This window comes from Achromobacter sp., assembly GCF_049647645.1.
In the GTDB taxonomy this organism is placed as follows: Bacteria; Pseudomonadota; Gammaproteobacteria; order Burkholderiales; family Burkholderiaceae_B; genus Achromobacter.
The window spans coordinates 62,710-83,181 of the sequence record NZ_JBARYB010000052.1; the positions used below are offsets into that span (position 1 = coordinate 62,710).

Here is a 20,472-nt window from a genome sequence, read left to right on the forward strand (position 1 = left end):
GCTAGGCCGCCTTTTTCGCCTGCCTGGCGCTTTTGGCGGCCTTCTTGGCGGGCGCCTTCTTCGAAGCGACGTTGCGCGGCGCGGATTTCTTCGCGGGCTTGGCCTCGGCCTTGGCGCGCCCCTTGGACGCCCCGCCTCGCAGGCTGCGTTGCAGCAGCTCGGTCAGGTCGATCACGTTATCCGCATACGCCGGCGTTTCCTCCTGCGGCTCGATCACGGTTTCCGTCTTGCCCGCCTTTACCTTCTGCTCCACCAAGCCCATGATGGCCGCCTTGAATTCGTCCTGGTAGTCAGCCGGGTCCCATTCCGCCGACATCTCTTCCACCAGCATCTTGGCCATCTTCAGTTCCGAGGCGCTGGGCGACATGCTCTTGGCGCCGGCCTTCGGCAGGTCCAGGTCTGCCACGGACTTCACGTCATCACCCCAACGCATCAGATTCAGGACCAGCGCGTCTCCCATCGGGATCAGGGCCGCCAGATGCTGCTTGGTCTGGATCACGACCTTGGCGATGCCGATCTTGCCGCTCTTGACCAGCGTGTCGCGCAGCAGCGCGTAAACCTTTTGCCCCTTGTTGATCGGGGCGACATAGTAGGGACGTTCCAGGTAGACGAACGAGACTTCGGCCGCCTCGACGAATTGCTGGATTTCGATGGTCTGGGTGGTGCGCGGATAGGCTTGCGCGATCTCGTCGGGCGAGATGATGACGTACTGGCCGTCCTCGTACTCGACCCCTTTGACGATGTCCTTGGATTCGATTTCCTTGCCCGTGCGCTTGTTGATGCGCTTGTAGCCGACGGGGTCCATCGACCTGCGGTCCAGCCAGTCGAAATCCACGCCCGACTCCGTCGTGGCGGTATGCAGGCCCACGGGGATGTGGACCAGGCCGAAGGTGATTGCGCCTTTCCAAAGGGTTCGCGTGGCCATGAGCGTTCCTCCCGGTGATGGGCATGCGGATTCGCCTGCCGGCCCGGATGCCAGATCGGCAACCAGGGCTACGGCGGGAAACGCAGAGCAGCAATTTCCATGCCCGGAAGGCATCCTGGCGGGCCGACGCCCTACCCAATTATGGGCCCGATAGCAGCCTGGTGGGAACCACGCGCCGCCATCCTGCGCATCGCCCAGCAGAGCGGCACGGCGGGAAGCCATGCCGCCCGCTCACTGCGCTCGCTCATTGATAGCGATTCGTCTTGGTCACAAGCGTGGAACTGCCGAGCGCCGCTGGCCGGCCGCCAGCCATCGGTTTCTTCCCGTAGGCTCCCCCGCTGACCGCCTGGATTTCCTCGGCGCTCAAGGGCCGGATCCGTTGATCGGCCGTACCGTGTTGACCTGCTTGCTCCGTTTTCTTCATGTCCTTCTCCCACTTCGTGCTGACGAAGGATGCCGCGCCAGCGTCGGCCGGGCATCAACGGAGGGGTGACGCAGGTCCGCGTCCCTGCGGACAGGAACGTCGGCGCCCCAGCCGTTGAGTGGCTCGATGCGGAAAGTAGCAGCAGGCCGGCCGCGGCGAATCGGTCTTTGGTCGTAGGCCCACGAACGCGTTCCCTCCCCTTGCGGCCGGGACGACGTCGTCCCGGCAGGCACGCGAAATCTTCATCCCTACGACTAAAGACCGATGCGCCTGCACCAGTGCGCTGCTACTGTCCGCCCGAGCATGCCAGTTTGGGAGCTGGGCTTCCCGTCTGCAGCGCATCGCGGCGAGAACCTGGTTCCGGGTGATGCTCGGCCGACGCTGGCGCGGCTTCCTCCGTCAGCATGCAGCAGGAGATAAAGATGGAAAAAATGGAACAACCCGATCAGCGCGACGACGCGCAACCGCAAATTCAGCTCTTGAGCGCCGAGGAAATCCAGACGGTCAGCGGCGGCCAGGGCATGAGCCGTATCCAAATGACGGTTCCCCAAAGGAAAGCGGGTGAATTAGCGGGCAGGACCATCTACCACGCGTAGTAAGCGACACGGCTCTTAGCCGCATCGGACGGATGCCGCGACAGGCATTCGGCTTTACAGCGCGGCGGCGCGTTCGCCGCGGCTTTTTTCCGCCATGCCTGCCGGCTTTTACCAACCACACTTTTCTCCGCTGCTTCCGACGCCGTGCCGCTCTATCGCAAACAGGCGCTTGCCGCGCAACGTTCAGTCGGCCTGGGGGACATCGTCCTGATCCGGCCCGTGTCGTTCGCGCTGGTCACCACCGTGCTGGCCGGCTTCGTGCTGGCCGTCTGCCTGTTTCTTGCGCTCGGCTCGTACACCAAGCGCGCCACCGTGAGCGGCCAGTTGGCGCCGGACACCGGACTGATCAAACTCTACGTGCCGCAGGCCGGCATCGTGCTCGAAAGCCGGGTCCAGGAAGGCCAGCATGTCGCCGCGGGCGATGTGCTCTATGTGGTGTCCGGCGATCAGCAGAGCGCCCTGGGCGAAACCCAGGAAGCCATCAGCGGCCAGATCCGGCAACGCGAGGAGAGCCTGCGCCTGGCGCGCCAGAAGACCGTGCTGCTGCAACAAGGCGAGCGCGATAGCCAGACCGTCGCCGTTGCGAGTCTCAAGGCGCAGCTGGCGGCCATGGACAGCCAGATCGAGGGCCAGCACAGCCGCATCAAGCTGGCAGAAGACAGCGCGCGGCGCTATCGCGGCCTGATGGAAAAAGGCTATCTGTCCACCGAGGAAGCCGACCAGAAGCGCGCCGAGCTGCTGGAACAGCGTAATCAGCTGCAGGCGCTGCTGCGCGACCGCATCGGCCTCGCAACGGACCTGTCCAACCGGCAGGCCGCGCTGGCGGATCTTGCGCTGCGGCAGCAGAACCAGCTGGCGCAGCTGGACCGCGACATGGCCGACATCGCCATGGACTTGACGCGCAGCGAAGCCAGGCGCCGCATCCTGGTAAGCGCGCCTCAGGCCGGCATCGTCACCGCCGTGGCCGCCGCTGCGGGACAGGCCGTGGACAACCAACGGCCCCTGGCCACCATCGTCCCTGACGGCGCCAAGCTGCAGGCCGAGCTGCTGGCGCCCAGCCGCGCGGTGGGATTCGTTGCGCCGGGCGATCGGGTGCTGATGCGATTCGCGGCGTACCCGTATCAAACGTTCGGGCAGCAGGCCGGCATCGTCCAGACCGTGACGCGCAGCGCCTCGCCGGAATGGCAATTGAATGAAGCCGCCGCAAACGGCGGCGTCCAGGAAGACCTGTACCGCATCACGGTGTCGCTGGACGCTCCCGCGCGCGGCCCGCAAGGGCAGACGCTGGCGCTACGGCCCGGCATGCGGCTGGAGGCGGACATCCTGCAGCAGACGCGCCGCCTGTACCAATGGGCGTTCGATCCCGCCCAGCGCCTGTCGGGGAAACTGTGAACATGCTTGAACGCCTGACACTGGGAGTCAAACGGCGGGTGCCCAGGCTGCTGCAGACCGAAGCCGCCGAATGCGGCCTGGCCTGCGTCGGCATGATCGCGGGCTATCACGGCCATCAACAAAGCCTTGCGACCCTGCGCGGCCGCTTTCCCGTATCGCTCAAGGGCGCCACGTTGGCCACGCTGATCCATGTGGCCAGCCAGTTGGGACTGGCATCGCGGCCGGTCAAGGTCAGCCTGGGCGCCTTGAGCAAGCTTAAACTGCCCTGCATCCTGCATTGGGAATTCAATCACTTCGTGGTGCTGACGGCCATCAACGGACGGTCAGCCACGTTGATCGATCCCGCGTCGGGCACGCGCAAGTGCTCCATCGGCGAGCTGTCCGCGTCGTTCACCGGCGTTGCGCTGGAACTATGGCCCACGCCAGACTTCACGGAAGCGCGCGACGACAAGCGCGTGCGGCTGCGCGAACTGACCGGACGGGTATCGGGCTTGGGCGGCGCGTTCTCGCAAGTGCTGCTGCTGGCACTGGCGCTGGAAATCCTCACCGTGGTCCAGCCGTTCTTCCTGCAATGGGTGGTGGACCATGTCCTGAATACCGGCGATCGCGATCTGCTGACCACCTTGGCGCTGGCCTTCGGGCTGCTGATGATCATGAAACAGCTGACCTCGGTGGCGCGCAGCTGGATGCTGATGGTGATGGGCACCACGCTGAACCTGCAATGGCGCACCAACGTATTCACGCATTTGCTGCGCCTGCCTGTCGGCTACTTCGAAAAGCGCCACCTGGGCGACGTCGTGTCGCGTTTCGGCGCCATCGACGCCATACAGCGCACCGTGACCACGTCCTTCCTGGAAGCGGTCCTGGACGGCCTGGTCATGCTGATCACGCTGGTGCTGATGTTCCTGTACAGCCCGCCCCTGGCGTGGATCGCGGTAGGTGCGATGGCGCTCTATGGACTGGCCCGTTGGTCCGGCTATGCGCCGCTGCACTACGCAACCGAAGAACACATCGTGCATGCTGCCAAGGAGCAAACACACTTCCTGGAAACCGTGCGCGGCGTCAAGGCGATCAAGCTGTTCCGGCACCAGGATGACCGGCGCTCCCGCTGGCTGTCGCTGCTGGTGAACGAGATCAACGCCGACCTGCGCGTGCAGAAGTGGACGCTGTTCTTCCGCACCTTCAATGGCCTGCTGTTCGGCCTGTCCTCCATCGCGATACTTTGGCTGGGCGCGAGGCTGGTGCTGGACGGCCAGTTCACCGTGGGCGCGCTGCTGGCCTTCATTGTCTACAAGACCTTGTTCGACCAGCGCGTGGCGGCTCTGCTGGACAAGCTGGTGGAAGTGAAGATGCTGCGGCTGCAAGGCGAGCGCCTGGCCGATATCGTGCGCGAGACGCCGGAGCCGGTCGATGAGATGCCGCGCGGGCAGGACGCGCAGGCGTGCTCGCCCGCGATCGAGGTCCGCAACCTGCGCTTCCGCTATGGGCCGCAAGAGCCGTACGTGCTGGACGGCATCAGCTTCAGGATCGAACCTGGCGAATCCGTCGCGATCACGGGCCCTTCCGGCGGCGGCAAAACAACCTTGGTCAACATCCTGCTGGGCATCCTGGCGCCGACCGACGGCGAAGTGCTGATCGACGGCGTGCCGGCGCGGGGAGCGGGCGCGGCATCCCTGCGCCGCATCGCCGGCACGGTGCTGCAGGATGACGTCCTGTTCGCCGGATCCATCGGCGAGAACATCAGCTTCTTCGATCCCCAGTACGATCCCGAGCGCGCCAGCCGTTGCGCCCAGATCGCCGCGATCCACGACGACATCAGCGCCATGCCCATGGGCTACAACACGCTGGTGGGAGACATGGGCACGGTGCTGTCGGGCGGCCAGAAACAGCGCGTGCTGCTGGCGCGGGCCTTGTACAAGCAGCCCGCCATCCTGTTCCTGGACGAGGCCACCAGCCATCTGGATATCGAACGCGAACGGATCGTCAACACGGCGATCGCCAGGCTCAACATGACGCGAGTGATCGTGGCGCACCGCCCCGACACGATTGCGGCGGCCGGCCGCGAAATCTCGCTGGCGGCCGGCAAGCTGGCCAGCGATAGCGGGCAGCGGCCTAAACCGGCTTCCCGAACACGCCGCCGCGCCGCGCCACTAGGGTCGCCTGCGTACGATTGAGCACGCCCAGGGTGCCCAAAATGGCCGACACATGCGTCTTGACGGTCTTCTCGGTCATGTTCAATTGCTCCGAGATTTCCTTGTTGCGCAGTCCATCGCACATGAGCCGCAACACCTCGCTCTGGCGCGGCGTCAGCGCCCGCAACAGCGCCGCGTCGTCCTGCGCACCTGCGGATGGCGCGGCCAGGGACGCGCCGCGACGCTGCGGCGCGGGCGCGACGCTGACCGCTTCCAGCGCGGCGGCCAGTTCCTGGCAACTGGCGGACTTGTTCAGAAAGCCTTGCGCGCCTGCCTCCATCGCCCGGCGCGTATCCTCCGGATCCTGCGAGGCCGACAGCACCAGGATGCGCAGCTGCGCGCGGCGCTGGCGCAAGCGCTTGAGCAGATCCGCCCCGGCCATGTCGGGCAGGTAGAAATCCATGATGACGTGCTGGATGGCCGCATGCCGCTCCAGCGCCTCCAGCGCCTCCTGGCCGCTGGCCGCGGGATGGATGGTCATGCCGGGCACGGCCTGGCCCAGCGCCATGGCCAGCGCTTCGCGGAACATGGCGTGGTCGTCGACCAATAACACTGCCGTCATTCGGCATCTCCGGTTAGGGGCGCTGCATTCCGGGCGTGCAGCAGGCTCGTCACATGCTCGCGCAGGGCCTGAACTTGCACGGGCTTATGCAGCAGCGGCACGCCGCAAGCGGCGGCCTCGGTCAGCCGCGCCGGATCGGTATCACCGCTGACCAGCAAGGCGGGCAGATCGGGATCGTTGTATTCCTCGCGCAGCCTCTCGATCACATGGATGCCGGTCTCGTGCTCGCGCAGCCGGTAGTCGGTGACGATCAGGGCAGGCGTTTCGGCCAGCGGCAGCACGCGTTCGAACAGGGCATTGCCGCTGGTGGCGGCGATGACGCGGCAACCCCAGCTTTCGAACAGCATGGACAGGCCCGCGAGGTTCTGCGCATCGTCATCCACCAGCAGCGCCAGCTTGCCGCGCAGGCTGTCTTCGGATGCTGGCGTCCGGGGCAGCCCCAACTCATCATCCAGGGCAGACGGGCCGACCGCGGCCGGATCCGAGAGCGGCGCCGTCACGGTGAAAACCGTGCTGCGGCCCTCTTCCGAGCGCAGCGCCAACCCGTGGTCCAGCAGCCTGGCGGTACGGCGCACGATGGCCAGGCCCAGGCCCAGCCCCTTGCAGCGGTCGCGTTCGGGATTGGCCAACTGATGGAACTCCCAGAAGACCCGCTCCTGCTCGGACTTGGGAATCCCCGGGCCGTTGTCCCAGACCTCGATGCGCAAGCTATCCCCGGCCCGGCGGCAACCCACCAGCACGCGGCCGTTTTCGGTGTGCACGATGGCGTTGCTGATCAGGTTGCGCAGCATGCGCTCCAGCAGCACGGGATCCGAGCGCACGCTGGCCGCGCACGGACGCACGCGCAGCCGTATGCCTTTCTCGCCCGCCTGCGGCGCATACTCGGCCTTCAACTGGTCCAGCAGCGGCTGCATCCTGAAGGTCTCGAAACGAGGCTCGATGACACCGGCGTCCAGCCGCGACAGATTCAGCAGGGCATCGAACAGATGGCCCATCGCGGACAGCGCGCTGGTGATGTTGTCGACCAGATAGCGTCCTTGCCGGGACAAGGGCTCGTTGGCCAGCAGGCCCAGGAACAGGTTCACCGCATGTACGGGCTGGCGCAGGTCATGGCTGGCCGCCGCCAGAAAGCGCGACTTCTCCAGGTCGCTGCGTTCAGCAGCGGTCTTTTCCTGGCGCACCTGTTCCAGCAGCGCCAGGTTTTCATAGCCCAGCCGCAGCGCGTCCAGATGAGTGCGGTTCATGCGATGGATGAAAGCCAGGGTCGCCACCAGATAGGCAAGGCCGCCCGTCACCAGCGCCAGATGGATGGCCGACGGTTGCGCCGCCAGCGCGATGAACATCGGCGCAAAAGCCGGCACCTCGAACGCGTACATCACCGGCAGCAGCATGTAGTTCGAATAGATGGCGCCCGTGCCCAGCCCGAACAGGATGACGATGAAGAACAGCTGGTATTCCAGCGGCACGAAGAACGTCCAGTAGGCGAAGGGCAGCCCCCACAGAATGCCGGAGCAGAGATTCCCGACCAACATGCGGCGCACCCAGCGCTGCGCCGCCGACGGATCGGCGCGGTGGCGGTCATAGGCGATCACGGAGGCCCACCGCAGCGCGCCCACTGCCAGCGTGGCGCCCAGCCACAGCAGGATCTCCTGCTGCGGCAGTACGCCGAACAAGGCGAACGCGGAAAAACAGCCCGTGATCAGCGACCCTGCCAGCGCGAACGGAAAGCTGCGGCGTAATGCCTCGACCTGCACCTGACGGATGCGGGCCGCATACGACGAACCTGGCAAGGTGGAGGCGGAAGTCGGGCCGATGGCGGGCTGCAATTGGGTGGGATGTTACGTGCGAGGAACCTGCCGCTGAAGCAGGCGCGGGTCGAAACGTGTGCGGATTTTAGTCCTATTGGCGGGCTTCGGCGGGCTTCGCCTGAATTTCACGCTGCCTTGACATTCCCATGGTGGAAAACCTCAGGATTTTCGCCATGGCCCGAGCGGAAGCGCTGCATGCCCGCGCTTCCGCGGCCAGCACTGCGCCCACGGCGGGCTGACTCATCGGACGCAATCCGACGGCCCGATATTCGACGACTTGAAGGATAGATCCCGATGAAACTGCCCGCGTCCAGACTAGAGCTCCTGCGCAACATCCGCGACCGGCACAGACAATTCCGCGTAGAGGCGGCCACCATACGCGCAAGCCTTTACCGCAAGACCGCGGAGGTGGGGCCTGCTCATCGCACGCCCATCGATGCCGCAACCGTATTGATCGACATGATTCTTTGGAACACGATGATCCTGCAGTTCGCCGCCGCCGGGCCGAGGGGCGCCAGCGCTCCGTACTACTGCCGGGAGGCCATGCTGGAGAGAGTCGGCCGCCTGGCCCACCCATTCCGGCGCGAATTCGCCAGCCGCAGTCTCCACGACTTGCATGAACTGACCAGGCTCGGACAGGAGCGCGTAGTCAGCAGCGTGGAGCTGCATTCGGAAGCGGCCCTCTTCGCGCCCTCGGACGGGGGAGCCGAAACCCTGGGCGGCCGGCTCCAGGTCTACACGTGCATGGCATACGCCAACGCGTTGTCGAAGTTGCGCGCGTGGAAGCAGGTCGTATAGCAGGTATCAACGCCGGACTATCGCTGGCGAGCCCCGCCGCCGCGTCAAGGCGGCTGGCGAAACCCCGGGGGACTGGCAATGTCCCCCAAGGTTCACGCGGCCGGCGGATGCTTATGCGCCCGCAGGCGACCGCACCGTATGCTCCGACCACCCGCCTCCCAGCGCTTTGTAAAGCCCGATCAAATTGTTCAAGCGCGTCAGGCGTGTCCGCACCAGGATTTGCTGTGCGCCGTATAGCGAGCGATAGGCCTCGAGCAAGGTGAGATAGTCGTCCACGCCCTCCTGAAAGCGCAGCTCCGCCAGCTCGTACGCGCTGCGGCTGGCCGCCACTGCCAACTGCTCCGAGCGGATCTGGTCGTCGAGCGTGCGCTTGCCCGCCAATCCATCGGCTACCTCACGGAACGCCACCTGAATGGCCTTCTCGTAGCTGGCGATCTCAAGGCGCTTCTGTACATGCGCCACTTCCAGATTGGCCAGCAAGGCGCCGCCCCGGAAGATGGGCAGCGTGATCTGCGGCAGGAAGGTCCAGGCCCTCGACCCGGAATCGAACAAGCCATCCAGGGATGCGCTGGCGGACCCCGCCGAGCCCGTCAGGCTGATCGCGGGTAGAAAGGCGGCGCGCGCAGCGCCAATATTGGCATTGGCACCACGCAGCAACTGCTCTGCCGCACGGATGTCAGGCCGGCGGGCGAGCAAGTCGGATGGCAGCCCGGTCGGCAAATCCGTCGGAACGATACCGTCGGGCAGCGTTGTCGCTTCGTCCAGCTGACGAGACAGCGCGGGCGTCAGCGGCTGCCCCAGCAGCAGCACCAGGGCATTGCGGTCCTGCGACACTTGCCGCGTGTAAGCGGAGCGGTAGGCTTCTGCATTGCGCAACGCAATCTCCGCCAGGCGCAGGTCGAGTTGCGTCGAATTGCCGGCCGCGGCCAGCTCGGCCGTCAGATCGTACGAACGCTTTTGCGTAGCCAGGGTATCTTCCGTCAGCCTCAGCAGCTCCTGGTCTGCGCGCAGCGTGAGATACGCATTGGCCACTTCGGAAACCAGGCTCAGCTGCGTGGCGATCCGGGTTTCCTCCAGCGCCAGATAGGCGGCCAAGGCCTGGTCGCTGAGGCTACGGATGCGGCCCCAGAGATCCAGTTCCCACGCGGCCGTCACGCCGGCCACGTCGTAGCGTCTGGCGACGTGGCCGGCCTGCGCGGCGCCGAGGTCGCCTGGAATGCGCTCGGATGCGCCGCTGGCCGAGGCGCTCAGGTTCGGCAGCACGGCAGCGCGCTGGATCCGGTACAGCGCCTGCGCGGCTTCGACGTTGAGCGCGGCCCGGCGCATATCCCGGTTGTTGTGCAGCGAAAGTTCTATCAACTGCTGCAATAGCGGGTCACGGAAAAAGTCGCGCCAGCCTATATCGGCCGCAGCCATCGCATCAGGCATTGACTGCGCGTCCTGAGCATCCGACGCATAGCTCGCATCGATGGGCGCTTCGGGGCGTTCGTACTTCGGCGCCAAGGAGCACCCAGTCAACGCGACCGCAAGGGCAAGCGGCGCAAGCATGCTGCCGTGCCGGGAGCGAGTAAAACGGTAGGTCATGTCGAAATTCCTCCTGGCCATCATGCGTGCTGGTCGCTCGAACGGGCCAAGGCTTGGCGGGCTTCCCGGCGCAGCGCCAGCTTGCGCACGACAACGTAGAAAACAGGCGTGAGCAGCAGGCCGAACAGTGTCACGCCCACCATGCCAGCAAACACGGCGATACCCATGGCATGGCGCATCTCCGCGCCAGCGCCCGTGGCGAGCACCAGCGGCACCACGCCCGCGATGAACGCGAACGAGGTCATCAGAATGGGCCGCAGGCGCAGACGCGCCGCCTCCAGGACCGCCGCCAGCGGATCGGCGCCTTCTTCTTCCTTGGTGCGGGCAAATTCCACAATCAAGATGGCGTTCTTGGCGGCCAGCCCCACCAGCACCACGAAGCCGATCTGCGTGAAGATGTTGTTGTCTCCGCCGGATAGCCAGACGCCGCCTATCGCCGAGAGCAACGCCATGGGCGCGATGAGCAGCACTGCGAACGGCAGCGACCAGCTGTTGTACTGGGCTGCGAGGATAAGGAAGGCCAGCAGCACCGCCAGGGGAAAGATATACAGCGCCGAATTGCCGGCCTGCTTCTCCTGGTAGACGAGGTCCGTCCACTCATAGGCCATCCCTTCCGGCAAGGTCTCGCGGACGATGCGCTCTATGGCATCGGTCGCCTGCCCCGACGAGTATCCCGACGCGGGGCCGCCGCTGATATCCGCCGATGGAAAGCCGTTGTGGCGGATGACTCTGTCCGGGCCGGACCCGCGTGTCAGGGTCACGAACGCGCTCAGCGGAATCATCTCGCCGCTGTCGTTTCGCACTTTGAGCATGCCGATGTCATCGGCCTGCATGCGAAACGGCGCGTCGGCCTGCGCCATGACCCGGTAGGTGCGGCCGAAGCGGTTGAAGTCATTGACGTAGAGTGATCCCAGGTTGATTTGCAGGGTCTCGAACACGTCCGTCAGCGACACCCCCAGGGACTTGGCCTTCACGCGATCGACGTCCACCTGCAATTGCGGCGCGTTGGTCTGGAAACTGGCCAGCATGTTTGCCAGTTCGGGAGCCTGCATGGCCTTGGCCATGATCTGGCCCTGCGCCTGCATCAGCGCCTCGAACCCCAATCCGGCGCGGTCCTCGATCTGCAGCTTGAAGCCACCCATGGCCCCCAGGCCTGGCACCGGAGGCGGCGGGAAGATGCCCAGGAACCCATCCGGAATCTGGCTGAACTTGCCCATCAATTTTCCCGCGATGGCGTTGGCGGAAAGCGAAGGATCCTGGCGCTCATCGAAGGGTTTGAGCATGGCGAACATCAGCGCCGAGTTCGGCACGTTTACCGGACCGTTGACCGAAAGTCCGGGGAAGGCAACCACGCTCTCCACGCCGGGTTCAGCCAGCGCAATCTCGGACATCTGCTTCACGGCCGCCTCCGTCCGGTCGAGCGAAGCGCCGCTGGGCAACTGGGCGATGCCCACCAGGAAGTACTTGTCCTGGGCCGGCACGAATCCATTCGGCACTTGGTTAAAGCCCAGCCAGGTCAAACCGACAAATCCCGCGTATAGCAGCAGCACGATGGCGCTGCCGCGCACCGCCCGGCGCACGGTGCCTACGTAGGCGTTGGAAGCACTGTCGAAGAAGAAGTTGAAGCGCCGGAAGAATCCGCCCAACGCCCAGCCCATGACGCGCGACAGCCAGTCGGCCTTGGCAGCGTCTTGGTGCGGCTTGAGCAGGATGGCCGCGAGCGCGGGCGACAGGGTGAGGGAATTGATGGCGGAGAGTATGGTCGAGATGGCGATGGTCAGCGCGAACTGGCGATAGAACTCGCCCTGCAAGCCGGAAAGGAACGCCGAAGGAATGAAGACCGCCGCCAGCACCGAGGTGATCGCGATAATCGGTCCCGTGACCTCATCCATGGCCTTGATCGCGGCCTGCCGCGGGGATTCGCCCAGGGCCATGTGCCGCTCCACGTTCTCGACCACCACGATGGCGTCGTCCACAACAATGCCGATCGATAGCACCAGGCCGAACAGCGACAAGGTGTTGAGCGAAAAGCCGAACATGTGCATCAGCGCGAAGGTGCCCACCAGCGACACCGGCACGGCCACGAGAGGAATGATGGAGGCGCGCCAGGTCTGCAGGAACAGCACCACCACGATGACGACCAGCAGGATGGCCTCCAGCAGCGTGACCGCTACGGATTGCAGCGAGGCGCGCACGAAGACGGTGGGGTCATAGGCAATCCGGTACTCCACATCTTGCGGGAAGCTTTGCTGCAGTTCCTGCATCTTGGCGCGGACCGCGTTGGAGACGTCGATGGCGTTGGCGCCAGGACTCTGGATGATCTGCAGGGCCGGCGCCGACTCGCCATTCAGCAGGCTGCGCAGGGTGTAGGAATCGGCGCCCAAGGACACCCGGGCAACGTCGCGCAGCCGGGTGACCTGGCCATCGGCGCCGGTCTTCACGACGATGTCGCCGAACTGCTCCGTACTGGTCAGGCGGCCCAAGGTATTGACGGTCACCTGGAAGGCGGCCGAGGTATCCGGCTGCTGGCCCACGGATCCCGCGGCGACCTGCACGTTTTGCTCCCGCAGGGCCGCGACCACATCGCTGGCGGTCAGGCCGCGCGCGGCAACGCTGGTCGGGTCCAGCCAGACGCGCATGGAGTATTCGCCGGCGCCCCAGACCAGGACGTCGCCGATCCCCGGCAGGCGCGCGAGTTCGTCGCGCACCTGCCGAATGGCGAAGTTCGACAAGTAGAGGGAGTCGTATCGCTTTTCGGGCGAAACGAGGTGCACCACCATCAACACATCGGGTGAGGTCTTCTGCGTCACGACCCCGATGCGCTGCACCTCCTGCGGCAAGCGCGGCAAGGCGCGCGAGACCCGGTTCTGCACCTGGATCTGCGCCATGTCCGGGTCCGTCCCCTGCTTGAACGCGATCGTGAGCACCATTTGGCCGTCGACCGCCATCTGGGAACTCATGTAAAGCATGCCCTCGACGCCGTTGATCACCTGTTCCAGAGGGGCTGCGACGGTATCGGCGATCACCTGCGGATTGGCGCCGGGATAGCTCGCGGTCACCTGCACCGTGGGCGGCGTGACGGCAGGGTATTCGCTCAGCGGCAGCTGCCAGAAGGCGATGCCGCCCGCCAGCAGCATCAACAGCGACAGGACGATGGCGAAAATCGGCCTGGCAATGAAGAAATGGGGAAACTTCATTGGCGGGTCTCCGTGGAGCCGGCGGCGGCGCCGCCGCCCGCATTGCCCGCCTTCTGCGCTGCGACGGCAACCTGTTGCATGGGCACCAGACGAGGCGTGACGGTCATGCCTGGACGCACCAGGCCCTTGATGATGATCTTCTCTCCGGCCTGCAAGCCGCTATTGATGATGCGCAGGCCATCCGTCATCTGGCCCAGCTCCACCGCGCGGTACTGCGCCTGATTGTCCTGGCCCACGACCAGGACGTAGTTCTTCCCTTGGTCCGTGCCCACCGCCAGGTCATCGACCAGAATGGCCGGGCGCTCAACGCCCGTCGCCAGCCTGGCGCGCGCGAACAGCCCCGGAGCCAGCAGGCCGTCGCGATTCGGCACGACGGCGCGGACGCGGATCGTGCCTGTGCGCCGGTCGATCTGGTTGCCCACGAAGTCCAGCATGCCTTGATGAGGAAAGTCCCGGTCCGTCGTCAGCGCCACGGCTACCGGCAGGGAAGGTTTTCCGCCACTGGAGTCGGGCCGGACCTGTCTCACGGCGTTGAGGTAGGTCGCTTCGTCTATATCGAAGTACACGTGCACGGGGTCGATCGACACTATCGTGGTCAGCAGGTTCGCCACGCCCGCCGCGCCGCCGTTGACCAGATTGCCCTCGGTCACCAGAACCCGGTCGACACGCCCCGAAATCGGCGCGGTGATGCGTGCGTAGGACAGGTCGAGCCGCGCTGCGGCGACGGCCGCCTTGGCCACCAGGATCTCCGCCTGGCGAGCGTTGCGCGCGGAGACCGCGTCGTCATGGGTCTTGCGCGAAACCGCGCCGGTGGCCACCAATCGCTGGGCGCGGTCGAAGTCGCCCTGGGCCTGGCTGGCCAGCGCCTCGGCCTGGCGCAGTTGTGCCGTGGCGGTATCGAGCGCGACCTGAAATGGCCGCGGATCGATCTGAAACAGCTGTTGCCCTTTGCGCACCAGGCCGCCCTCCGGAACGCTGACGGCATCGACCGCCCCGCTTACGCGCGACCGCAATTCAACGGTCTCCGGAGCCGAGAGATATCCGGTGAAGTCGGTCGATGGCGAGATGACGCGCTGGATCACTTCGGCCACCGGCACCTGTGGCGCCATCGGCGCGGCCACGGCGCCCGATGAGGACGCCGTCTTGCTTTCGTCTCCGGAGGATTCGCCGGCCGCTAACGCAATGGTTCCGGCCGCGGCGATGGCTCCCGCCACCGCAACAATTCTGAATTTTCGACGCATCGACATGCCCCTTCTGTGCAGCAGGGCTTCGGCCCTTCCGAAGCTCCTCTGCAGCAATTCGGCAAGGCTAGGCATTACAACAACGGGAAGGTCAAGCCTGCGTTTGCAGGCGCTTCAGGCTATTGACCTTGCAATCGTTGGAAGGAATAGATTTGGGCCGCCGCCTGAAAAGCGAAGGGCATCCTGATGCCGTCCCATACCAACCTGAAGCATTCGGAACAATCATGCAGAACCGCTCTCACGATGAACATCAATCCCACGCGATGGGACCTGCGACGACGGCTACGCTCATCGAGGGAGTCTCGACATGAACGGCAAGACAGTGGATATCCGGCAGGCGCGAGCCCGGCTGCCGCTTCTGGACGGACAGACCATACTGGAGGCGGCTCTGCAGCATGGCGTTGCCTATCCGCACGGCTGTCGTTCCGGCCGCTGCGGAAGCTGCAAATCCCGCCTGATCGAAGGCGAGGCGGAAATGCTGCCGCACTCGCGCTACGCGTTGACGGAAGAAGAAAAAGCCCGCGGCTTCATTCTGGCGTGCCGAGCGGTACCAAAGACCGATGTGGCGGTGGCCTGGCTCGGGGCCGACGACGTGGCGGCCGCGGCGCCCATCCAGCATCTGCAAGGGATCGTCGTTTCCATGGACGAACTGACGCACGACATCAGGCGCGTCAGGATTCGACCAGACGGAACGGACGCCTTGGCGTTCGCCGCCGGGCAGTACGCCGACATCACATTCGGGCAGTCGCCGCCACGCAGCTACTCAATGGCCAACAGACCGGGAGACTCCGAACTGGAATTCCACATCCGCCGGGTTCAAGGCGGGATCACGTCGGGCTATGTCCACACCGCGCTGCGGCCTGGCGAACGCGTCGCGCTCCGCGCTCCGCTCGGATCATCGCATCTGCGCGAACAGCATTCCGGGCCGATGCTTTGCATCGCGGGCGGATCGGGACTGGCTCCCATCCACTCAATCGTCGAAACCGCGCTCGCACACGGCATGAGGCAGCCGATACACGTCTACTTCGGCGCGCGCATGGAACGGGATCTTTACTTCGTCGAGCATTTCCATGAACTGGCGCGTCGCCACGCCAACCTGAGCTTTGTGCCGGTGTTGTCCGAAACGCAGGCGGCGCAATACCGGACGGGCGTCGTCACGCAAGCGGTCGGAGAAGATCTGGCGGATCTCAACCATTGGAAAGCCTATGTCGCCGGCCCGCCGGCAATGGTGGAGGCTGCCTTGGCGCTCGCATTCGAGCGCGGCCTGAACGTCCAGGACGTGCACGCCGACGTCTTTTTTACGCCACAGTAGCCCGACCTCCCGCCAGGCCCCGCAGCAGCGGACACGCTTGACCTTCCCACGTTGGCAAGCCTCAGGCTTCCCTCCTGCCCACCCTCCCCATGAGCAAGGAGACTTCCATGAACATTGGCGAAGCGTCCAAGACATCCAAGGTCTCGGCAAAGATGATCCGCTACTACGAGCAGATCGGCCTGATACCGGCGGCGCAGCGGACCACGTCCGGCTACCGCGCCTACAACCGGATCGACGTCCACCGGCTCCACTTCATCCGCCGCGCCCGCAATCTGGGCTTTTCAGTGGCCGAAACCAAGGATCTGCTGGGCCTTTGGCACGACCAATCGCGCCAAAGCGCGGACGTCAAGCGCGTAGCCCAGGAACACCTGGCCGAACTGGACCGGCGCATCGAAAGCATGCGGCAAATGGCCGAGACGCTCAAGACGCTGATCCGGTGCTGCGCGGGGGACGAGCGGTCCAACTGCCCCATCCTGCATACCCTTGAGCAGCCCGACGACAGAGAGCCGGAACCCGCCGCGCGCAGCGGCGCGGTGCAACGGCGCTTTCGCAGCGGCAGACCGGAAAAACCCGCGTCAACTTGCTGAGAACCTGGAATCAGACATGCCCAAAATCACCGTTCTTCCGCATGCCGAACTGGCGCCTGAAGGCGCCGTGCTGGACGTGCGGGTCGGCACCACGATCTGCGAGGCCTTGCTGGCCAACGGCATTGAAATAGAACATGCCTGCGACATGAGTGCCGCCTGCACCACCTGCCACTGCATCGTGCGCAAGGGTTTCGACTCCTTGAACGAAGCCAATGAGAACGAGGACGATCTGCTCGACCGGGCCTGGGGACTGGAAGCCCAGTCCCGCCTGAGCTGTCAGGCCATCGTGGCCGAAGTGGACCTTACCGTCGCCATTCCCAAGTACACGATCAACCATGCCAAGGAAGACCATTAGGATCTGGCTTGGGCGCCATGAAGGCGGGAGTCTGGGCTCACTCCTAACGGCCGCCTGCCTCGTATAGTTCCCACGCCTGACTGGCGCTGGCGTTGTCATGGATCATGGCCATCAGTGCCCGCACTACCGACGACGGATCAGTGTGCTGGTAAACATTTCGGCCGTACACCAGCCCCACGGCGCCCTCGTCGAGCAGCTCGCGCGACCGCTCAAAGACCTGGCGCAAGTCCTCCCGCCCGCCGCCGCGCACCAACACGGGGCAACGCGCCGCCTGCACCACGCGATGGAAATCGCGCGTGGCAGTCGTGGGGTCGGCCTTGACGATGTCGGCGCCCATTTCGCGCGCCAACCTCACCAGCGTGACGATCTTCTCGGCATCGCCATCGACCATATAGCCGCCGCGCGCGGAGTGCGGCGCCATGACCAGGGGTTCGATCATCAGCGGCATGCCGTAGCGATCGCAGTCCGCGCGAACGCGGGCGATGTTGGCAACGCACTGGCGGAACAGGTCGGGTTCGTCCGGCAACATGAACAGGTTGACCACCACGCAGGCCGCGTCCATCTGGACGGCGGGCAGCACCGGGTCTAGTTCGTTCTGCAGCACGGCCCACATGACGCGGTGGGTGGTGGCGTTGTAGGGATTGCCCATATCCAGGCGCATGACCAGCGCGGGCTTGTCGCGGCCGGGACGCTGTTGGAGCAGGTCGGCCTGGCCGTAGTTCAGCTGGATGGCGTCGGGGCGCGCCGCCGCCAGTTGCTCCATCACGGCCGGCATGTCCTCCAGCCCGGACAGGAAGCTGGGTTCATTGCAGACGCCGTGGTCGACGGCGATGTCCAGGCAACGGCCGCGGGTCAGCAGCCGGTTCAGGCGCGCTTGTTTTCTGTGCAGCATGGGGACTCCTTGTTCAATCCAGTGTTTGCAAGTGGCGCCCGGCCGCCTGGTCGATGACGGCAAGGTCTTCAGGCGAGAGCTCCAGCGCGGCGGCGCCGGCGTTCTGCGTGGCCTGCTGCGGCGTGCGTGCGCCGCATAGCGCCACGGTGACGCCGCCCGGCCGTGTGGTCCAGGCGATCATCAGCTGCGAAGCCGAGCAGTCCAGCCGCTGGCGCAGGGGCTCCAGTTCCGCGAAGAAGCCTTGCAGCCGCCCGCGGTTGGCGACGCTGAAGCGGGGGTTGCCGGCGCGCTGGTCGTCGCCGGTAAAGCGGCGGCCGGGATCGATGGGGCCGGCCAGCAGGCCGAGCGCCAGCGAGGAATACCCGAGGATGCCGACGTTGTGGCTGCGGCACAGCGGCATCAGCGTGGCTTCGATCTCGCGGTCGATCAGGCTGTAGCGTTCCTGGATGGCGTCGACCGGGCCGTGGCGCAGGTATTCGGCGAGCGTGCCGGAATCCACGTTGCTGACGCCGATGGCGCGGATCTTTCCTTGCCGCTTCAGATCCAGCAAGGCGTCCATGGTCTCCGCGACGGGCGTGCCGGCGTCTTGCCAGTGGGTGATGTAGAGGTCGATGTAATCCGTCTGCAGACGCGCCAGGCTTTGCTCAACTTCATGGAAGATGGAGGCGCGGCCCAGGTGGCGATGCACGGCCTGGCCGTCCTCATCGAAGAAGTGTTCGCCTTGGCGCGTGTGCCAGACCAGTCCGCATTTGGTGGCGATGACCGCCTGCTGGCGGCGCCCCTTGAGCGCCTGGCCGACCAGGCTTTCGGCGTGCCCCAGGCCATAGGCGGGTGCGGTGTCGATAAGCCGCACGCCCGCGTCGAGGGATGCCTGGATGGCGGCAATGGCGGCCGCGTCGTCCGCGCCGCCCCACATCCAGCCGCCCATGGCCCAGGTGCCCAGGCCGACGGATTCGCAGGCGATGCCGGATGCGCCCAGTGTTGTAGTCTTCATCGGGAAACCTTTCTGACGTTCATGAGATGGTCGACGGTGACGGCGGCCAGCAGGATCAGCCCCTTGACGACGTCTTGCCAGTAGGGCGACACGTCGAGCAGGATGAGCGAGCTGGTGACGACCGACAACAGCGCCAGGCCCAGCACCGCGCCCAACACGGTGCCCGACCCGCCCTTGAGGCTGGCGCCGCCGATCACCACCGCCGCAATGACGTTGAGCTCCATGCCCACGCCGAAGTTGGGCGTGGCGGCGCCGAAACGGGCCGTGTAGACCACGCCGGCCACCCCCGCCAAGGTCGAGCACAGCACGGTGACCCAGAACTTCACGCGGCCGGTGCGGATGCCGGCATAGAGCGCGGCCTTTTCATTGCTGCCGGTATAGAACACCTTGCGCAACAGCGCGGCGCGGCGCAACGCGAAATCGCTGACGATGACGATGGCAGCGAAGATCAGGATGACGGCGGGAATGCCGCCGATGGATCCCTGGCCTATGAACTTGAATTGCGGCGGCAGCGAGAACAACGATTGCGGCGTGCCCTGGGTGATTGCCAGGCACAGGCCGCGCACGATCACCATGAACGCCAGCGACGCGATGAAATGGCTGAGGCCGATGCGGGTGACGCAGCCGCCAATGAGCATGCCCACCATCGTGCAGACGGCGATCGCCGCCAGGCTGGCGGTCCATGGGTCCAGCCCCAGCAGGAAGAGCTTGCCGGTAACGACCATGGCCAGGCAGACCACCGAGCCCACCGACAGATCGATGCCGCCAACGATGACCAGGATGGTCATGCCGACCACCACGATGCCTTCGATGGAAAACGACAGCAGCATGGCGCGCACGTTTTCCCAGGTCAGGAAATGCGGCGAGGCGAAGCTCATCACCACGCACAGCGCGGCGATGATCAGCAGCAGACCCGCTTCGCGGAAGCTGCCCAGCCGCCGCCCCGGGCGAGGGACAGGCGGCAGGCTGGCGGCGGGAGGCGTCAGGACCGCTTGCGCCGCGGAGTGGGATTTCAGGTCGCTCATCATGTCGCCTCCTGGGCGGACAGGCCCGAGGCCAGCCGCAGCAGTTTTTCTTCCGTCATGTCGCCTGCCGCCAGTTCTCCGGCGAGCCTGCCATTGCGTATGACCAGGGCCCGATCGCACAGGCCGATGATCTCGGGCAGTTCGGACGAGATCACCACCACGCCCACGCCCTGGTTGGCCAGCTCGCGCAAGAGGTGATGGATCTCGGATTTGGCGCCGACGTCCACGCCGCGCGTGGGTTCGTCCATCAGCAGCACCGAGGGGCGGGTGGCCAGCAGTTTGGCGATGGCCACCTTTTGCTGGTTGCCGCCCGACAGGCAACTGGCGTCGGTGGCCACGCCGTCGGATTTGAGCTTGAGCCGTGCGCCCAGTTCGACGGCCAGGCTGCGTTCTGCGGCGCGCTTGAGCAGGCCGAAGCGCGAACTGATGCGGCTCAGCGCCATGGAGGACACATTCTGTTCGATCGGCATGTCCAGGAACAGGCCGGCCGCCTTGCGGTCTTCGCTGAGGTAGGCAATGCCGTGGCGCAGGGCGTCGGCATAGCGGCGCAGCCGCAGGGGCCGGCCCCGCAGCCGCACGGCGCCGCGC

The 20,472-nt window shown here is 65.5% G+C and carries 18 protein-coding genes; 7 read left to right on the forward strand and 11 right to left on the reverse strand.

All coding sequences use genetic code 11. The annotated features are described in order from the left end of the window. Position 1: 1 nt before the first annotated feature. Both WBB14_RS05645 and WBB14_RS05650 read right to left on the reverse strand, forming a co-directional pair. A complete protein-coding gene (locus tag WBB14_RS05645; protein WP_424238946.1) occupies positions 2–925 on the reverse strand; it encodes a Ku protein in 924 nt (307 codons plus the stop codon). A 244-nt stretch (positions 926–1,169) separates the two neighbouring features. Continuing rightward, a complete protein-coding gene (locus WBB14_RS05650; RefSeq protein WP_424238947.1) occupies positions 1,170–1,349 on the reverse strand; it encodes a hypothetical protein in 180 nt (59 codons plus the stop codon). Positions 1,350–1,771: 422 nt separating this feature from the next. Between WBB14_RS05650 and WBB14_RS05655 the strand changes: the two genes are divergently transcribed. From WBB14_RS05655 to WBB14_RS05665, 3 genes are all read left to right on the forward strand, one after another. Next, positions 1,772–1,945, forward strand: a complete 174-nt coding sequence (locus WBB14_RS05655) for a hypothetical protein (protein ID WP_424238948.1) — start codon at positions 1,772–1,774, stop codon at positions 1,943–1,945. Positions 1,946–2,089: 144 nt separating this feature from the next. After that, positions 2,090–3,337 (forward strand): HlyD family secretion protein, encoded by a 1,248-nt coding sequence (locus WBB14_RS05660; protein WP_424238949.1) that lies wholly within the window; start codon positions 2,090–2,092, stop codon positions 3,335–3,337. After that, positions 3,334–5,511: a peptidase domain-containing ABC transporter gene (locus WBB14_RS05665; protein ID WP_424238950.1), complete on the forward strand. Its 2,178-nt coding sequence runs from the start codon at positions 3,334–3,336 to the stop codon at positions 5,509–5,511. The genes WBB14_RS05660 and WBB14_RS05665 overlap by 4 nt, the downstream gene beginning before the upstream one ends. Here the strand turns inward: WBB14_RS05665 and WBB14_RS05670 are convergent. Both WBB14_RS05670 and WBB14_RS05675 read right to left on the reverse strand, forming a co-directional pair. Further along, positions 5,450–6,091, reverse strand: coding sequence for a response regulator (locus WBB14_RS05670; RefSeq protein WP_424238951.1), 642 nt, complete (start codon positions 6,089–6,091; stop codon positions 5,450–5,452). The genes WBB14_RS05665 and WBB14_RS05670 overlap by 62 nt on opposite strands. Next, positions 6,088–7,917, reverse strand: a complete 1,830-nt coding sequence (locus WBB14_RS05675) for an ATP-binding response regulator (protein ID WP_424238952.1) — start codon at positions 7,915–7,917, stop codon at positions 6,088–6,090. Before WBB14_RS05675 ends, WBB14_RS05670 begins: the two co-directional genes overlap by 4 nt. 276 nt (positions 7,918–8,193) lie before the next feature. Here WBB14_RS05675 and WBB14_RS05680 point away from each other — a divergent pair, with 276 nt between their 5' ends. Next, entirely contained in the window at positions 8,194–8,697 is a 504-nt protein-coding gene (locus tag WBB14_RS05680; protein WP_424238953.1) for a ClbS/DfsB family four-helix bundle protein, read from the forward strand. 111 nt (positions 8,698–8,808) lie between these two features. Here the strand turns inward: WBB14_RS05680 and WBB14_RS05685 are convergent, their stop codons facing one another. The 3 genes from WBB14_RS05685 to WBB14_RS05695 are packed head-to-tail and all read right to left on the reverse strand — an operon-like array spanning position 8,809 to position 14,719. Then, on the reverse strand, positions 8,809–10,281 hold the full coding sequence (locus WBB14_RS05685) for an efflux transporter outer membrane subunit (protein ID WP_424238954.1): 1,473 nt from the start codon (positions 10,279–10,281) through the stop codon (positions 8,809–8,811). A gap of 20 nt (positions 10,282–10,301) precedes the next feature. Then, positions 10,302–13,478 (reverse strand): efflux RND transporter permease subunit, encoded by a 3,177-nt coding sequence (locus WBB14_RS05690; protein ID WP_424238955.1) that lies wholly within the window; start codon positions 13,476–13,478, stop codon positions 10,302–10,304. Continuing rightward, the gene (locus WBB14_RS05695) at positions 13,475–14,719 is read right to left on the reverse strand and encodes an efflux RND transporter periplasmic adaptor subunit (protein ID WP_424238956.1); all 1,245 of its coding nucleotides are present in this window, start codon (positions 14,717–14,719) and stop codon (positions 13,475–13,477) included. Before WBB14_RS05695 ends, WBB14_RS05690 begins: the two co-directional genes overlap by 4 nt. Positions 14,720–15,026: 307 nt before the next feature. On the opposite strand from WBB14_RS05695, the gene WBB14_RS05700 reads away from it, so the two are divergent. From WBB14_RS05700 to fdx, 3 genes are all read left to right on the forward strand, one after another. Next, entirely contained in the window at positions 15,027–16,031 is a 1,005-nt protein-coding gene (locus tag WBB14_RS05700; RefSeq protein WP_424238957.1) for a 2Fe-2S iron-sulfur cluster-binding protein, read from the forward strand. A 107-nt stretch (positions 16,032–16,138) separates the two neighbouring features. Beyond that, entirely contained in the window at positions 16,139–16,618 is a 480-nt protein-coding gene (gene cueR / locus WBB14_RS05705; RefSeq protein ID WP_424238958.1) for a Cu(I)-responsive transcriptional regulator, read from the forward strand. A 16-nt stretch (positions 16,619–16,634) separates the two neighbouring features. Continuing rightward, positions 16,635–16,973, forward strand: a complete 339-nt coding sequence (gene fdx, locus WBB14_RS05710; protein ID WP_424238959.1) for an ISC system 2Fe-2S type ferredoxin — start codon at positions 16,635–16,637, stop codon at positions 16,971–16,973. A 43-nt stretch (positions 16,974–17,016) separates the two neighbouring features. On the opposite strand, the gene WBB14_RS05715 is transcribed toward fdx, so the two are convergent. The 4 genes from WBB14_RS05715 to WBB14_RS05730 form a co-directional block, all read right to left on the reverse strand. After that, positions 17,017–17,865 (reverse strand): class I fructose-bisphosphate aldolase, encoded by an 849-nt coding sequence (locus WBB14_RS05715; protein ID WP_424238960.1) that lies wholly within the window; start codon positions 17,863–17,865, stop codon positions 17,017–17,019. Between the two features lie 13 nt (positions 17,866–17,878). Then, the gene (locus WBB14_RS05720; protein ID WP_424238961.1) at positions 17,879–18,859 is read right to left on the reverse strand and encodes an aldo/keto reductase; all 981 of its coding nucleotides are present in this window, start codon (positions 18,857–18,859) and stop codon (positions 17,879–17,881) included. Next, entirely contained in the window at positions 18,856–19,887 is a 1,032-nt protein-coding gene (locus WBB14_RS05725; RefSeq protein ID WP_424238962.1) for an ABC transporter permease, read from the reverse strand. Before WBB14_RS05725 ends, WBB14_RS05720 begins: the two co-directional genes overlap by 4 nt. After that, the coding region (locus WBB14_RS05730) for an ATP-binding cassette domain-containing protein (RefSeq protein WP_424238963.1) at positions 19,884–20,472 on the reverse strand (589 nt) is incomplete at its 5' end. The genes WBB14_RS05730 and WBB14_RS05725, both read right to left, overlap by 4 nt.

What these genes read in the sequence shown, in the direction of transcription:
- WBB14_RS05695 (WP_424238956.1), bottom strand. Translation starts at nt 14,719, where the DNA reads ATGCGTCGAAAATTCAGAATTGTTGCGGTGGCGGGAGCCATCGCCGCG.
- WBB14_RS05645 (WP_424238946.1), bottom strand. Translation starts at nt 925, where the DNA reads ATGGCCACGCGAACCCTTTGGAAAGGCGCAATCACCTTCGGCCTGGTC.
- WBB14_RS05655 (WP_424238948.1), top strand. Translation starts at nt 1,772, where the DNA reads ATGGAAAAAATGGAACAACCCGATCAGCGCGACGACGCGCAACCGCAA.
- fdx (WP_424238959.1), top strand. Translation starts at nt 16,635, where the DNA reads ATGCCCAAAATCACCGTTCTTCCGCATGCCGAACTGGCGCCTGAAGGC.
- WBB14_RS05725 (WP_424238962.1), bottom strand. Translation starts at nt 19,887, where the DNA reads ATGATGAGCGACCTGAAATCCCACTCCGCGGCGCAAGCGGTCCTGACG.
- WBB14_RS05720 (WP_424238961.1), bottom strand. Translation starts at nt 18,859, where the DNA reads ATGAAGACTACAACACTGGGCGCATCCGGCATCGCCTGCGAATCCGTC.
- WBB14_RS05685 (WP_424238954.1), bottom strand. Translation starts at nt 10,281, where the DNA reads ATGACCTACCGTTTTACTCGCTCCCGGCACGGCAGCATGCTTGCGCCG.
- WBB14_RS05715 (WP_424238960.1), bottom strand. Translation starts at nt 17,865, where the DNA reads ATGCTGCACAGAAAACAAGCGCGCCTGAACCGGCTGCTGACCCGCGGC.
- WBB14_RS05650 (WP_424238947.1), bottom strand. Translation starts at nt 1,349, where the DNA reads ATGAAGAAAACGGAGCAAGCAGGTCAACACGGTACGGCCGATCAACGG.
- WBB14_RS05670 (WP_424238951.1), bottom strand. Translation starts at nt 6,091, where the DNA reads ATGACGGCAGTGTTATTGGTCGACGACCACGCCATGTTCCGCGAAGCG.
- WBB14_RS05700 (WP_424238957.1), top strand. Translation starts at nt 15,027, where the DNA reads ATGAACGGCAAGACAGTGGATATCCGGCAGGCGCGAGCCCGGCTGCCG.
- WBB14_RS05690 (WP_424238955.1), bottom strand. Translation starts at nt 13,478, where the DNA reads ATGAAGTTTCCCCATTTCTTCATTGCCAGGCCGATTTTCGCCATCGTC.
- WBB14_RS05680 (WP_424238953.1), top strand. Translation starts at nt 8,194, where the DNA reads ATGAAACTGCCCGCGTCCAGACTAGAGCTCCTGCGCAACATCCGCGAC.
- cueR (WP_424238958.1), top strand. Translation starts at nt 16,139, where the DNA reads ATGAACATTGGCGAAGCGTCCAAGACATCCAAGGTCTCGGCAAAGATG.